This is a genomic window from Pseudomonas cyclaminis, from assembly GCF_015163715.1.
Lineage (GTDB): Bacteria > Pseudomonadota > Gammaproteobacteria > Pseudomonadales > Pseudomonadaceae > Aquipseudomonas > Aquipseudomonas cyclaminis.
In genome coordinates, this window is sequence record NZ_JADDUM010000095.1 from 41,471 (window position 1) to 56,643 (window position 15,173).

Consider the following 15,173-nt stretch of genomic DNA (forward strand, 5'->3'; position numbering starts at 1 on the left):
GCGACGCTATTGTCTTGCAAGAAAAGCAAAATGGCAGGAACGAATTCCCGCCAAATTTAGGGGTACAAGAGTCTAAAGAGGATCTTGTCCCCAGTCAAGGCAAGGCCCCGACCTCCCCACTCGTCGAACCAGGGCAAAACTGCCTCGATCCGACGAATGGGGCTGCCAGGGCCCAGTCTTATCTAGTGCAGAACTCAGTTACCGCTTGAGTTCAGTGCTTCGGTCAGTGCAGCTTCCACTTCACTGGCGCTAACGCGCAACGGCTTGTCAGCATCACGGCGACGCTTACGCTCGCTGTGATAAGCCAAACCGGTACCCGCCGGGATCAAACGACCCACGACCACGTTCTCTTTCAGGCCGCGCAGGTAATCGCGCTTGCCGGTTACCGCTGCTTCGGTCAGTACGCGAGTGGTCTCCTGGAAGGAGGCCGCCGAGATGAACGACTCAGTGGACAACGACGCCTTGGTGATACCCAGCAGCACACGAGTGAACTTGGAAACGAATTTCTCGTCGCCAGCCAGACGCTCGTTTTCTACCAGTACGTGAGTCAGCTCCATCTGGTCGCCCTTGATGAAACTGGAATCGCCGGATTCAGCGATTTCAACTTTCCGCAGCATCTGACGCAAAATGGTCTCGATGTGCTTGTCGTTGATTTTCACGCCTTGCAGACGGTAAACGTCCTGGATCTCGTTAACGATGTACTTGGCCAGCGCACTCACACCCAGCAGACGCAGGATGTCGTGTGGATCGCTTGGGCCGTCGGAGATTACTTCGCCGCGGTTTACCTGTTCGCCTTCGAAGACGTTCAGGTGACGCCACTTTGGAATCAGCTCTTCGTACGGATCGGTACCGTCGTTCGGGGTGATAACCAGACGGCGCTTGCCCTTGGTCTCTTTGCCGAACGCGATGGTGCCGCTGACTTCTGCCAGAATCGACGCTTCTTTCGGACGACGAGCTTCGAACAAGTCGGCAACACGCGGCAGACCACCGGTGATGTCGCGGGTCTTCGAAGTTTCTTGCGGGATACGCGCGATAACATCACCGATCGCGATCTTCGCACCATCCGCTACACCGACGAGGGCGTTGGCTGGCAGGAAGTACTGAGCGATTACGTCAGTGCCTGGCAGCAACAGATCCTTGCCGTTGTCATCGACCATCTTCACGGCAGGACGGATGTCTTTACCGGCAGCTGGACGATCTTTGGCGTCGAGTACTTCAATGTTGGTCATACCGGTCAATTCGTCAGTCTGACGCTTGATCGTGATGCCTTCTTCCATGCCCACGTAGGTCACGGTACCTTTCATTTCGGTAACGATTGGGTGAGTGTGCGGATCCCACTTCGCCACGATAGCGCCAGCGTCGACCTTGTCACCTTCTTTAACCGAAATCACAGCACCGTACGGCAGCTTGTAGCGCTCACGCTCACGACCGTAGTCATCAGCGATGGCCAGTTCACCGGAACGGGACACAGCAACCAGATGACCATCCACTCGCTCAACGTGCTTCAAATTGTGCAGACGAACGGTACCGCCATTCTTCACCTGAACGCTGTCCGCAGCGGAGGTCCGGCTTGCCGCACCACCGATGTGGAACGTACGCATGGTCAGCTGGGTACCAGGCTCACCGATCGACTGGGCAGCGATAACGCCGACAGCTTCACCGATGTTCACCTGGTGACCACGAGCCAAGTCACGGCCGTAGCACTTGGCGCAGATGCCGTAGCGGGTTTCACAGCTGATCGGCGAACGAACGATCACTTCGTCGATGCTGTTGAGTTCGATGAACTCGACCCACTTTTCATCTACCAAGGTGCCGGCAGGAACGATAATTTCCTCGGTGCCTGGCTTGAATACGTCACGGGCAATTACACGACCCAATACGCGTTCACCCAGCGGCTCTACAACGTCACCGCCTTCAATGTGCGGAGTCATCAGCAAGCCGTGCTCGGTGCCGCAGTCGATCTCGGTTACAACCAGATCTTGTGCAACGTCTACCAGACGACGAGTCAGGTAACCGGAGTTAGCGGTTTTCAACGCGGTATCCGCAAGACCCTTACGAGCACCGTGAGTGGAGATGAAGTACTGGAGTACGCTCAAACCTTCACGGAAGTTCGCAGTAATCGGCGTTTCGATGATGGAACCGTCCGGCTTGGCCATCAGGCCACGCATACCGGCGAGCTGACGGATCTGCGCAGCAGAACCCCGTGCGCCCGAGTCGGCCATCATGTACATCGAGTTGAAGGATTCCTGGTCAACTTCGTCGCCGTGACGGTCGATGACTTTCTCTTTCGAGAGGTTGGCCATCATCGCCTTGGAGACTTCGTCGTTGGCCTTGGACCAAAGGTCGATCACTTTGTTGTACTTCTCGCCCTGTGTTACCAGGCCCGAGGCGTACTGGCTTTCGATCTCTTTCACTTCATCGGTTGCAGCTGCGATGATGCGGGCTTTTTCATCCGGGATAACGAAGTCGTTAACACCGATGGAAACGCCGGAGATGGTCGAATAAGCAAAACCGGTGTACATCAACTGGTCAGCGAAGATCACGGTCTCTTTCAAACCAACCACGCGGTAGCACTGGTTGATCAGCTTGGAGATCGCCTTTTTCTTCATCGGCAGGTTGACGACGTCGTAGGACAGACCTTTTGGCACAACTTGATACAGCAGCGCACGGCCGACAGTGGTGTCGACGATACGGGTGCCGCTCACGCTGCCGCCGTCACGGTCGTTGACGGTTTCGTTGATCCGCACTTTGACCTTGGCGTGCAGTGCGGCTTCGCCGGCACGGAACACACGGTCAACTTCTTGCAGGTCAGCGAACACACGACCTTCGCCTTTGGCGTTGATCGCTTCACGGGTCATGTAGTACAGACCCAATACAACGTCCTGCGACGGAACGATGATTGGCTCACCGTTGGCTGGCGACAGAATGTTGTTGGTCGACATCATCAACGCACGCGCTTCCAACTGGGCTTCCAGTGTCAGCGGTACGTGCACGGCCATTTGGTCGCCGTCGAAGTCGGCGTTGTACGCAGCACAGACCAGAGGGTGCAGCTGGATAGCCTTACCTTCGATCAGTACCGGTTCAAACGCTTGGATACCCAAACGGTGAAGGGTCGGTGCACGGTTGAGGAGAACCGGGTGTTCGCGGATCACTTCAGCGAGAACGTCCCAAACCTCTGGCAGTTCGCGCTCGACCATTTTCTTGGCCGCTTTGATGGTGGTCGCGAGACCGCGCATTTCCAGCTTGCCGAAGATGAACGGTTTGAACAGCTCAAGTGCCATCTTCTTAGGCAGACCGCACTGGTGCAGACGCAGGGTCGGGCCTACGGTAATTACCGAACGACCGGAGTAGTCAACACGCTTGCCGAGCAAGTTCTGACGGAAACGACCTTGCTTACCCTTGATCATGTCAGCCAAGGATTTCAGAGGACGCTTGTTCGAACCGGTGATAGCGCGACCACGACGGCCGTTGTCGAGCAGGGCATCGACCGCTTCTTGCAACATACGCTTTTCGTTGCGCACGATGATGTCCGGAGCGGACAGATCGAGCAGACGCTTCAAGCGGTTGTTACGGTTGATCACGCGGCGGTACAGGTCGTTGAGGTCGGACGTTGCGAAACGACCACCATCCAACGGTACCAGCGGACGCAGGTCTGGCGGCAGAACCGGCAGAACGGTCAGCACCATCCACTCTGGCAGGTTGCCGGAACCCTGGAAGGCTTCCATCAACTTCAGACGCTTGGACAGCTTCTTGATCTTGGTTTCGGAGTTGGTTTGCGGAATCTCTTCGCGCAGACGGCCAATCTCGTGTTCCAGGTCGATAGCGTGCAGCAGTTCGCGGACAGCTTCGGCACCCATGCGGGCATCGAAATCGTCGCCGAACTCTTCCAGCGCTTCGAAGTACTGCTCGTCGTTCAACAGCTGACCTTTTTCAAGGGTGGTCATGCCTGGATCGATAACGACATAGCTCTCGAAGTAGAGAACGCGCTCGATATCACGCAGGGTCATGTCCATCAGCAAGCCGATACGGGACGGCAGCGATTTCAGGAACCAGATGTGGGCAACCGGCGAAGCCAGTTCGATGTGCGCCATGCGCTCACGACGAACCTTGGCCAGCGCGACTTCAACGCCGCACTTCTCGCAGATCACACCACGGTGCTTCAAGCGCTTGTACTTACCGCACAGGCACTCGTAATCCTTTACCGGGCCAAAGATTTTGGCGCAGAACAGGCCGTCACGCTCAGGTTTGAACGTACGGTAGTTGATGGTTTCCGGTTTTTTAACTTCACCGAACGACCACGAACGGATCATCTCAGGCGATGCCAATCCAATACGGATGGCGTCGAACTCTTCGACTTGACCCTGGTTTTTCAGCAAATTCAGTAGGTCTTTCAAGGCCTTTCCTCCTGGCGGAGCAGAGAGCGGGCTAAACAGCCCCGCTCTCGATTCGCGTCACGTGTTATTCGGTTTCCAGATCGATATCGATGCCGAGGGAACGAATTTCTTTGATCAACACGTTGAAGGACTCGGGCATGCCCGGCTCCATACGGTGATCGCCGTCCACGATGTTTTTGTACATCTTGGTACGACCGTTCACATCGTCCGACTTCACTGTGAGCATTTCTTGCAGAGTGTATGCAGCACCGTATGCTTCCAGTGCCCAGACCTCCATCTCCCCGAAACGCTGACCACCGAACTGAGCCTTACCACCCAGCGGCTGCTGGGTAACCAGGCTGTACGAACCGGTAGAACGAGCGTGCATCTTATCGTCTACCAAGTGGTTCAGCTTCAGCATGTACATGTAGCCAACAGTAACCGGGCGCTCAAACTTGTTGCCGGTACGACCGTCGAACAGCTGCATCTGGCCGCTTTCTGGCAGGTCTGCCAGTTTCAGCATGGCCTTGATTTCGCTTTCCTTGGCACCGTCGAACACCGGGGTAGCCATTGGAACGCCGCCGCGCAGGTTCTTCGCCAGATCCAGGATTTCCTGGTCGGAGAAGGTATCCAGCTCTTCGTTGCGACCGCCGATCTCGTTGTAGATCTCGTGCAGGAACTTACGCAGGTCTGCGACCTTACGCTGCTCTTCGATCATACGGTTGATCTTCTCGCCCAGACCTTTGGCCGCGAGGCCCAAGTGGGTTTCAAGGATCTGACCAACGTTCATACGCGAAGGTACGCCCAACGGGTTGAGGACGACGTCGACCGGGGTGCCATTGGCATCGTGCGGCATGTCTTCAACCGGCATGATCACGGAGACCACACCTTTGTTACCGTGACGACCGGCCATCTTGTCGCCCGGCTGGATGCGGCGACGGATTGCCAGGTAAACCTTGACGATTTTCAGCACGCCTGGAGCCAGGTCATCGCCCTGCTGCAGTTTGCGCTTCTTGTCTTCGAACTTGTCGTCCAGCAGACGGCGGCGATCAACGATGTAGGCCTGAGCCTTCTCGAGCTGCTCGTTCAGAGCATCTTCAGCCATGCGCAGTTTGAACCACTGGCCGTGCTCAAGACCGTCGAGGATTTCGTCGGTGATGTCCTGACCTTTCTTCAGACCTGCGCCGCCTTCGGCCTTGTGGCCTACCAGAGCGGAACGCAGACGTTCGAAGGTCGCGCCTTCAACGATACGGAACTCTTCGTTCAGGTCCTTGCGGATCTCGTCGAGTTGAGTCTTCTCGATGGACAGTGCACGAGCATCACGCTCAACGCCGTCACGGGTGAAGACCTGTACGTCGATGACAGTACCTTTGGTACCGGTAGGTACACGCAGGGAGGTGTCTTTAACGTCGCTGGCTTTTTCACCGAAAATGGCACGCAACAGCTTCTCTTCCGGAGTCAGTTGGGTCTCGCCTTTCGGAGTGACCTTACCGACCAGGATGTCGCCTGCGCCAACTTCAGCACCTACATAAACGATACCGGCTTCGTCCAGCTTGTTCAGTGCAGCTTCACCCACGTTAGGGATGTCTGCAGTGATCTCTTCAGGCCCAAGCTTGGTATCACGTGCCACACAGGTCAGTTCCTGAATGTGGATCGTGGTGAAGCGGTCTTCCTGAACAACACGCTCGGACAGGCAGATGGAGTCTTCGAAGTTGAAGCCGTTCCATGCCATGAACGCGATGCGCATGTTCTGACCCAGAGCCAGCTCACCCATGTCGGTGGACGGGCCATCAGCCATGATGTCGCTACGCTGAACGCGATCACCCTTGCTCACCAGCGGACGCTGGTTGATGCAGGTGTTCTGGTTCGAGCGGGTGTATTTGGTCAGGTTGTAGATGTCGACACCGGCTTCGCCAGTTTCAACTTCGTCATCGGCAACACGAACCACGATACGGCTGGCATCAACGGAGTCGATCACGCCGCCACGACGAGCCACGACGCAAACGCCGGAGTCACGGGCTACGTTACGCTCCATGCCGGTACCTACCAGCGGCTTGTCAGCACGCAGGGTCGGTACAGCTTGACGCTGCATGTTGGAACCCATCAACGCACGGTTGGCGTCATCGTGCTCCAGGAACGGGATCAGCGACGCTGCAACCGAAACTACCTGCTTCGGCGAAACGTCCATCAAGGTGACGTCTTCCGGCGCCTTGACGGTGAACTCGTTCAAGTGACGAACAGCTACCAGCTCGTCGATCAGGACTTTCTTGTCGTTCATCGTGGCCGAAGCCTGAGCGATCACGTGATCAGCTTCTTCGATGGCAGACAGGAACACGATCTCGTCGGTGACCAGAGCGTCTTTCACCACACGGTACGGGCTCTCAAGGAAGCCGTACTGGTTGGTGCGCGCATAAGCGGCCAGGGAGTTGATCAGACCGATGTTCGGACCTTCCGGCGTTTCGATCGGGCATACACGACCGTAGTGCGTAGGGTGAACGTCACGAACCTCAAAGCCTGCACGCTCACGGGTCAGACCGCCCGGGCCCAGTGCAGAAACACGGCGCTTGTGGGTGATCTCGGAGAGCGGGTTGTTCTGGTCCATGAACTGCGAGAGCTGGCTGGAACCGAAGAACTCTTTCACCGCCGCAGCCACTGGCTTGGCGTTGATCAGGTCTTGCGGCATCAGGCCTTCGCTTTCAGCCATCGACAGACGCTCTTTGACCGCACGCTCAACACGTACCAGGCCAACGCGGAACTGGTTCTCGGCCATTTCGCCTACGCAGCGAACACGACGGTTACCCAGGTGGTCGATGTCATCGACGATGCCTTTGCCGTTACGGATGTCGACCAGAGTCTTCAAGACCGCAACGATGTCTTCCTTGCACAGCACGCCCGAACCTTCGATCTCGGTACGACCGATACGACGGTTGAACTTCATCCGGCCGACCGCAGACAGGTCATAGCGCTCAGGGCTGAAGAACAGGTTATTGAACAGGGTTTCGGCCGCGTCTTTGGTAGGTGGCTCGCCAGGACGCATCATGCGATAGATCTCGACCAGCGCTTCCAATTGGTTGCTGGTGGAGTCGATCTTCAGGGTGTCGGAGACGAACGGACCGCAGTCGATATCGTTGGTGTACAGAGTCTCGATGCGAACAACCTGAGCCTTGGCAATCTTGGCCAGGATCTCAGTGTTCAGCTCGGTGTTGCACTCAGCCAGGATTTCTCCAGTAGCAGGGTGAACGATGACTTTAGCGGTCGTGCGACCCAGGACGTAGTCCAGAGGCACGTCCAGCGATTTGATACCGGCTTTTTCGATCTGGTTGATGTGGCGCGCAGTAATACGACGACCCGCTTCAACAATGACCTTGCCATTTTCATCCTGAATGTCCAGGACCGCAATTTCACCACGCAGACGCGAAGCAATCAGCTCAAGGCTTAGAGTTTCATCCTTAAGGCTGAACACGTTGGTGGTATAGAAAGCGTCCAGCACTTGCTCAGTGGTGTAACCGAGCGCGCGCAGCAGTACCGAGGCCGGCAGCTTGCGACGACGGTCGATACGCACGAACACGCAGTCTTTCGGGTCGAACTCGAAGTCCAACCACGAACCGCGGTACGGAATGATGCGTGCGGAGTACAACAGTTTACCGGAGCTGTGCGTCTTGCCGCGGTCGTGGTCAAAGAACACGCCCGGGGAACGGTGCAGCTGGGAAACAATTACACGCTCGGTACCGTTGATAACGAAGGTACCGTTCTCAGTCATCAATGGGATTTCGCCCATGTAGACTTCTTGCTCTTTAATGTCCTTGATCGCTTTGTTCGACGATTCTTTGTCGAAAATGATCAGGCGGACTTTTACCCGCAAAGGTACGGCGTACGTAACACCGCGCAACACGCATTCTTTGACATCAAATGCCGGTTCGCCCAGGCGATAACCGACGTACTCCAGCGCAGCATTGCCGGAGTAGCTGATGATCGGGAAAACGGATTTGAAGGCCGCATGCAGGCCCACGTCGCGGAACTGATCTTTGGTCGCTCCCGCCTGCAAGAATTCACGATACGAATCCAGCTGGATAGCCAGAAGGTACGGGACATCCATGACGTCCGGCAACTTGCTAAAGTCCTTGCGGATACGTTTTTTCTCAGTATATGAGTAAGCCATCAGCGTTCCCCAGCTTGGTCACCTGCTTGTTTGGCCCCTCCGACGGGAGCAGCCAGAAAATCTTGCAAACCCCATGGTTTGCACCACCGCATCGGGTGGCTACAGCGCGTTAATGGCGGCGACCGAGTCGGCAGCCAAGAACGGAAAAAGGCCGGTGGCAAGAGCCACCAGCCATCAGCCTTCAGCTTAACGCTTGGGCTGGAGACGCAATGTCGATGCTTACTTCAGCTCGACTTTAGCGCCTGCTTCTTCCAGAGTTGCCTTGGCTTTGTCGCCTGCATCTTTGGTCACTGCTTCCAGAACCATAGCAGGAGCGCCGTCAACTACAGCCTTGGCTTCTTTCAAGCCCAGACCGGTCAGTTCACGTACTGCCTTGATCACGTTTACTTTCTTCTCGCCAGCTTCAAGCAGCATGACGTTGAATTCGGTTTGCTCTTCAACAACGGCAGCAGCAGCAGCTGGGCCAGCGGAAGCAGCGGCAGCGGAAACGCCGAATTTTTCTTCGAAAGCTTTGATCAGCTCAACAACCTGCAGAACCGACATTTCAGCTACGGCGTTGAGGATATCGTCTTGGGAGATAGACATTGCTGTATTTCCTGAATTGGGGGACGGCCTACGCGGCCATCGAAATAAACAAAAATACGCGAGAGAATTTGCTCAGCCTTAGGCTGCGGCAGCTTCTTTTTGCTCGCGAACTGCAGCCAGAGTACGAGCCAGCTTGCTGGTAGCGCCTTGAATCACGCTCATCAGCTGCGAAATGGCTTCGTCGCGGGTCGGCAGTGTTGCCAGTACGTCGATTTGGTTAGCTGCGAGGAACTTGCCCTCGAACGCAGCTGCCTTGATCTCGAACTTATCCTGACTCTTGGCGAATTCCTTGAACAAACGGGCAGCAGCGCCTGGATGATCCTTGGAGAACGCGATCAGAGTCGGGCCAGTGAACACATCGTTGAGGACACTGTATTCAGTGTCAGCAACGGCGCGCTTGAGCAGGGTGTTACGTACAACACGTACGTATACGCCAGCTTCACGAGCCTCTTTACGGAGTCCGGTCATAGCGCCTACTGTCACACCACGGGCATCAGCCACGACAGCGGACAGAGCAGCTTTGGCAGCCTCGTTGACTTCAGCGACGATGGCCTTCTTGTCTTCGAGATTAATTGCCACGGGTTTAACTCCTGCTTGTTACCGTTTCATCTGGCCGGAGCCGGATGTCGTTTTGGTGTCTGATTCGGTAAGGAACCGGGAGCACCATCTGCGTAGGCTTTTGGTTTAAGACTTGCGTCGCCTACGGTCTTGGATAGCCCCCGCCAGGCAGGGACCCCAATTTTTTCCAATTGACGCAATCGCTTGCGCCAATCTGTGTCTTATACGTCCAGCGAGCCTTGGTCGATGACCAGACCTGGGCCCATAGTGGTGCTCAGGGTAACGCGCTTGACGTAGATACCTTTCGAGGAAGCTGGCTTGATACGCTTCAGATCAGCGATCAGGGCTTCAACGTTTTCCTTCAGCTTGACGGCGTCGAAGCCGACTTTGCCAACGGAGGTGTGAATGATGCCGTTTTTGTCGGTGCGATAACGAACCTGACCAGCCTTGGCGTTTTTAACCGCGGTAGCTACGTCTGGGGTTACGGTGCCGACTTTAGGGTTAGGCATCAGGCCGCGTGGACCCAGGATCTGACCCAATTGACCTACAACGCGCATTGCATCCGGGGAAGCAATAACTACGTCATAGTTCAGGTCGCCGCCTTTCATTTCGGCAGCCAGGTCGTCCATGCCAACGCGATCAGCGCCAGCGGCCAGAGCTGCTTCAGCAGCTGGACCTTGGGTGAAGACAGCTACACGTACAGTCTTGCCAGTACCGTGTGGCAGCACAGTAGCGCTACGAACGACCTGGTCGGATTTACGTGGGTCAACACCCAGGTTTACAGCAACGTCAACAGACTCGCTGAACTTGACAGTCGACAGCTCGGTCAGCAGAGCAGCAGCGTCTACAAAGTTGTAGGACTTGCCCGCTTCGATTTTGCCGGCGATAGCCTTTTGGCGCTTGGTCAGCTTAGCCATTACACACCCTCCACGTTAAGGCCCATGCTACGAGCAGAACCGGCGATGGTACGCACGGCTGCATCCATATCAGCTGCAGTCAGATCCGCGTTTTTGGTCTTCGCGATTTCTTCCAGCTGAGCACGAGTTACGGTGCCAACCTTAACGGTGTTAGGACGAGCGGAACCGCTAGTCAGACCAGCAGCTTTCTTAAGCAAAACCGAAGCCGGGGTCGACTTGGTTTCGAAAGTGAAGCTACGGTCGCTGTATACAGTGATGATCACTGGAGTCGGCAGACCTGGCTCAAGACCCTGAGTACGGGCGTTGAAAGCCTTGCAGAATTCCATGATGTTCACGCCGTGCTGACCCAGAGCTGGACCAACAGGTGGGCTTGGGTTGGCCTGAGCGGCCTTCACTTGCAGCTTGATGTAAGCGGTAATCTTCTTGGCCATGAGGCACTCCAATTACGGGTTCAAACGCCTCGAAAGGCTCCCCGGTTACTTGCGCGTTTATCCCAGTGACGACAAAACCCCACAGCCTAAGGCTGCGGGGTTGGGATGCTTATTCAGCTAGACCTTCTCGACCTGGCTGAACTCCAACTCTACCGGAGTAGAGCGACCGAAAATGAGCACCGCCACTTGGATCCGGCTCTTTTCGTAGTTAACTTCTTCGACGGTACCGTTGAAATCAGCAAACGGACCATCTGTGACACGAACAACCTCACCCGGCTCGAACAACGTCTTCGGCTTAGGTTTGTCGCTACCATCAGCAACGCGACGCAGAATTGCTTCTGCCTCTTTGTCAGTGATCGGAGCAGGCTTATCAGCAGTACCGCCAATGAAACCCATGACACGAGGAGTGTCCTTGACCAAGTGCCAAGTACCTTCATTCATGTCCATCTGAACCAGCACGTAGCCAGGGAAGAACTTACGCTCACTTTTGCGCTTCTGACCATTCCGCATTTCAACCACTTCTTCAGTGGGAACCAGAATTTCGCCGAAGCCATCTTCCATGCCTGCCAGCTTTACGCGCTCCAGCAAAGAGCGCATAACATGCTTCTCGTAACCCGAGTAAGCATGCACAACGTACCAACGCTTAGCCACGGGACACCCTTAGCCAACAATCAAGGAAACAAGCCAGCCGAGCAGGGAATCAAGCCCCCACAACAGCAACGCCATAACCAGAACAACAGCCACAACAATCAACGTGGTCTGCGTGGTTTCTTGGCGAGTCGGCCAAACGACTTTACGGATTTCGGTGCGAGCTTCCTTTACCAGAACCGCGAAAGACTTGCCTTTGGCAGTCTGCAAGCCTACAAAGGCAGCTACAGCAGCAAGAGCAAGCAAAGCGAGAACGCGGTACAGGATCGGCGAAGCAGAGTAGTACTGATTGCCAACAACGCCTACGACCACCAATGCGACCACAGCGAGCCACTTGACGAGATCGAAACGAGAGCTTTGAGCTTCAGCCTTAGGAGTCATCTATGAAGATCCTGTGAAAAGAAAGCCAGACACACCACGTGAATCTGGCAGGTCAGGAGGGAATCGAACCCCCAACCTACGGTTTTGGAGACCGTCGCTCTGCCAATTGAGCTACTGACCTAAAACAAAATCAGGCCGACCATTATGCAGGCCTGAAAAAGACTTTACAACAACCAACCCCACTAGACTTGAAATCACCTGACAACATCGCCAGATACAAAACCCTCAAGCCGAGGCAGCTGTTAAAACAAAGGCAGATATTTTCATATCTGCCTTGTTATATGGAGCTCTTGAGCGGATTTGAACCGCTGACCTCACCCTTACCAAGGGTGTGCTCTACCAACTGAGCTACAAGAGCAAAACACCTGCACAACCTGCAAACTTGGAGCGGGTAGCGGGAATCGAACCCGCATCATCAGCTTGGAAGGCTGAGGTTCTACCACTAAACTATACCCGCGGAGCTTGCAGCTCACGCTAAAAATGGTGGAGGGGGAAGGATTCGAACCTTCGAAGTCGTAGACGTCAGATTTACAGTCTGATCCCTTTGGCCGCTCGGGAACCCCTCCTAAGCGAGCCGGCATTTTACATCACGCCGACCTTCTGTCAAGCATTTTCTCATTTAAATTATGAGGTTAGCTGCATTGACGCCGCCTCTCATCAAATCCCCCTAAAGGTCTTCACTGCGAAGCGGGCGCCATTCTATTCAAACTATTCGACAGTTGCAATGCCTTCGCACAGCATTATTTTATGTTTTAACTCATTGAATTCCTTAGCAAGGTTTTCAAAGGGCAGATCGTCAGCCAGACGCCTGCTTTCCGGGGCAACCCGGAGCCAGTAACCCTGGGCATCAGGCAAGCTCAGCAATTGAATCCTGACCTTTATATCCAGGCTGATGAGGCGCTGCTCGACAGATTGCGCCTGGCGCTGATCTTCAAAACCACCAATATACAAACAGGTATTTTGCGCATCAGACGCCTTTGCCCGCTCTCTGCGGACCACGGCGTCAGAGGACTCGCTCAGCAGACGAATATCCTGCTGGGTGCCTCGGTAGAGACTCAGAGGAGTGACATCCTTAGCGCGCAACGGCGCCTCTTGTTGATGCCATATGTAGTAAAAGGCGTTGAGGATCAGTAAAAGCAAAAACAGCCAACGCATAAACACCTCAAGATAACGGGCACGCCATCGCCAAACCAACGAAGATCAGATCAGGAACGAGCCGAGCCTGCGGCACAGCATCCAATACCAGATCAGCGTCGCCGCCTGTCAGGAACACAGTGAAGTCATCACCCCAGTAGCTCCTGGCCAGCTCCAGCTGGGTCAGTACAAACCCTCTTAGCATCAACGTACAGCCCCGCTCTACAGCTTCGACCGTGGTGCGACCTGGTGACAAGCACTCCAAGGCCCTTTCAGCGGCGGCATCGCCATACCGTATCTTGCGCGTATGCGTTCGCAGCTGATTCCTCATGAGAGACATGCCCGGGCAAATGAAGCCCCCCAGGTGCTCTCCATCCGCAGCTATAAAATCTGCCGTCGCCGCCGTGCCGAAGTCCAGGACCAAGCAAGCGCCGGATGCCAACTTAAATCCACCAAGCATCGCCAGCCAGCGATCGAGCCCCAAGCGCTCGAAATCTTCGTAGCCATTACGCACCCCAGCCATTTCACGAGCCGAAGCAGCACAGGTAACAGCAACACCAAATGCATCCACAAGCGATGCGACCAGTTTGCCTGTCTCCTCCAGCGCACGCACACTCACTAGCCGGCAACGCGTCAACAACAGACCAGGCACCGCCAGGAGACTATCAACCAATGCCTCATCAGAACCTGCAACACCTTCTACCGCGGCACCATCCAGACTCGAATCAAGCACACGCCACTTGATAAAGCTGTTCCCGCAGTCGAGCTCAAGAATCATCACGCAACCTCAGGCTTAACTCACCACCACTGTATATTTTCTCAACGCCATCGACACTTAGGCGCAACGCACCTTGACGATCAACGCCGAGCACAACCCCATCGACCCCATTGACACCAGCTATGAGTGACACCGCCCTACCCTGCCAAGCATGGCTGGCCTCCCACTCATCCTGAAGTGCGGCAAAACCTAATACCCTGTGCTGATCCAGGTACCGTTGCAACTGCAGACCAAGACGGGCAACCAACGAATTGCGGTCAACAGGAGAGCCGGTCTCCAACTGCACCGATGTCCATTGCTGATCAACCTCATCAGCCTTCTGCATATTGACGTTGATACCTATTCCAACGACAACGTGGCAGATATCCGCAGGATCCCCTACGAGTTCCAGCAAAATCCCGGCAATTTTCTTTTGCCCGACGAGAACGTCATTAGGCCATTTCAAGGCCGCAGCCTGCACTCCCGACTCACGCAGGGCTTGCATGACCGCCAGTCCAACTACAAGGCTTAGCCCCTCCAGTTGCCGCAGACCATCCTCAATACGCAATACAAGGCTGTAATACACATTCTGAGCGAACGGACTGACCCACTTTCGACCACGCCTGCCTCTTCCCGCTGTTTGCTGCTCCGCAAGCACCAGGAAGGGAGCTGCACACTCAACACCCGCAAGGCGCAAAGCTTCAGCATTTGTTGAGTCAATGGAATCGTAGATATGGATAGGCCACGCCAAAGCAGGTGCATGCTGCCGAATTTCCGCAGAGCTCAAGAAAACAAGAGGAGAAGCCAATTGATACCCCTTCCCTCGAATCCTATGGACGGGAAGATTCAATTCGGCCTCAAGGTGCTGGAGCTGCTTCCAAACTGCACTGCGACTAACGCCCAGGGCAGCACCAAGCGCTTCTCCAGAATGGAAACGGCCATCTTTCAGAAGTTCTAACAACGTCAGCATGCAAGTATCGCCTCACAATGAGGCACGCATGATAGCCATGCGCAGGGCCATTGCATAGAAAGGCAGACGCTTGGCACTGAATCGCACTCCAAGCAGCCCGCCGTACTTTCCGAGCGCCCAAAACAAAACCCCTGTTTGCGTTAGCAAACAGGGGTTCTGGAATTTAATCTTGACGATGACCTACTCTCACATGGGGAAACCCCACACTACCATCGGCGATGCATCGTTTCACTACTGAGTTCGGGATGGGATCAGGTGGT

General features: G+C 55.2%; 11 protein-coding genes, 4 tRNA genes and 1 rRNA gene. All 16 read right to left on the minus strand.

The window, feature by feature from the left end; translation table 11 throughout:
• Nucleotides 1-194: 194 nt before the first annotated feature.
• Nucleotides 195-4,394: a DNA-directed RNA polymerase subunit beta' gene (gene rpoC / locus IQK56_RS13605; RefSeq protein WP_099584605.1), complete on the minus strand. Its 4,200-nt coding sequence runs from the start codon at nt 4,392-4,394 to the stop codon at nt 195-197.
• A 64-nt stretch (nt 4,395-4,458) separates the two neighbouring features.
• On the minus strand, nt 4,459-8,532 hold the full coding sequence (rpoB, locus tag IQK56_RS13610; protein WP_122307022.1) for a DNA-directed RNA polymerase subunit beta: 4,074 nt from the start codon (nt 8,530-8,532) through the stop codon (nt 4,459-4,461).
• 219 nt (nt 8,533-8,751) lie between these two features.
• On the minus strand, nt 8,752-9,117 hold the full coding sequence (gene rplL, locus IQK56_RS13615; RefSeq protein ID WP_053138313.1) for a 50S ribosomal protein L7/L12: 366 nt from the start codon (nt 9,115-9,117) through the stop codon (nt 8,752-8,754).
• A gap of 78 nt (nt 9,118-9,195) precedes the next feature.
• Nucleotides 9,196-9,696, minus strand: a complete 501-nt coding sequence (gene rplJ, locus IQK56_RS13620) for a 50S ribosomal protein L10 (protein WP_003232405.1) — start codon at nt 9,694-9,696, stop codon at nt 9,196-9,198.
• Nucleotides 9,697-9,896: 200 nt separating this feature from the next.
• Nucleotides 9,897-10,592, minus strand: a complete 696-nt coding sequence (gene rplA / locus IQK56_RS13625) for a 50S ribosomal protein L1 (RefSeq protein WP_003176434.1) — start codon at nt 10,590-10,592, stop codon at nt 9,897-9,899.
• Nucleotides 10,592-11,023: a 50S ribosomal protein L11 gene (gene rplK, locus IQK56_RS13630; protein ID WP_003176435.1), complete on the minus strand. Its 432-nt coding sequence runs from the start codon at nt 11,021-11,023 to the stop codon at nt 10,592-10,594. The genes rplA and rplK overlap by 1 nt, the downstream gene beginning before the upstream one ends.
• Nucleotides 11,024-11,140: 117 nt before the next feature.
• A complete protein-coding gene (gene nusG, locus IQK56_RS13635; RefSeq protein WP_003176436.1) occupies nt 11,141-11,674 on the minus strand; it encodes a transcription termination/antitermination protein NusG in 534 nt (177 codons plus the stop codon).
• 9 nt (nt 11,675-11,683) lie between these two features.
• Nucleotides 11,684-12,052 (minus strand): preprotein translocase subunit SecE, encoded by a 369-nt coding sequence (secE, locus tag IQK56_RS13640; protein WP_003194658.1) that lies wholly within the window; start codon nt 12,050-12,052, stop codon nt 11,684-11,686.
• Between the two features lie 45 nt (nt 12,053-12,097).
• Nucleotides 12,098-12,173, minus strand: a tRNA-Trp gene (locus tag IQK56_RS13645).
• A gap of 161 nt (nt 12,174-12,334) precedes the next feature.
• Nucleotides 12,335-12,410, minus strand: a tRNA-Thr gene (locus tag IQK56_RS13650).
• 25 nt (nt 12,411-12,435) lie between these two features.
• A tRNA-Gly gene (locus IQK56_RS13655) sits at nt 12,436-12,509 on the minus strand.
• Between the two features lie 24 nt (nt 12,510-12,533).
• Nucleotides 12,534-12,618: transfer RNA gene (locus tag IQK56_RS13660), tRNA-Tyr, on the minus strand.
• A gap of 142 nt (nt 12,619-12,760) precedes the next feature.
• Nucleotides 12,761-13,207 (minus strand): hypothetical protein, encoded by a 447-nt coding sequence (locus IQK56_RS13665; RefSeq protein ID WP_122307020.1) that lies wholly within the window; start codon nt 13,205-13,207, stop codon nt 12,761-12,763.
• Between the two features lie 7 nt (nt 13,208-13,214).
• Complete coding sequence (locus IQK56_RS13670; RefSeq protein ID WP_193863630.1) at nt 13,215-13,964, minus strand: pantothenate kinase; 750 nt, start codon at nt 13,962-13,964, stop codon at nt 13,215-13,217.
• Nucleotides 13,954-14,913, minus strand: a complete 960-nt coding sequence (birA, locus tag IQK56_RS13675) for a bifunctional biotin--[acetyl-CoA-carboxylase] ligase/biotin operon repressor BirA (protein ID WP_193863631.1) — start codon at nt 14,911-14,913, stop codon at nt 13,954-13,956. Before birA ends, IQK56_RS13670 begins: the two co-directional genes overlap by 11 nt.
• A 167-nt stretch (nt 14,914-15,080) precedes the next feature.
• Nucleotides 15,081-15,173, minus strand: a 5S ribosomal RNA gene (rrf, locus tag IQK56_RS13680); the annotation flags it as partial.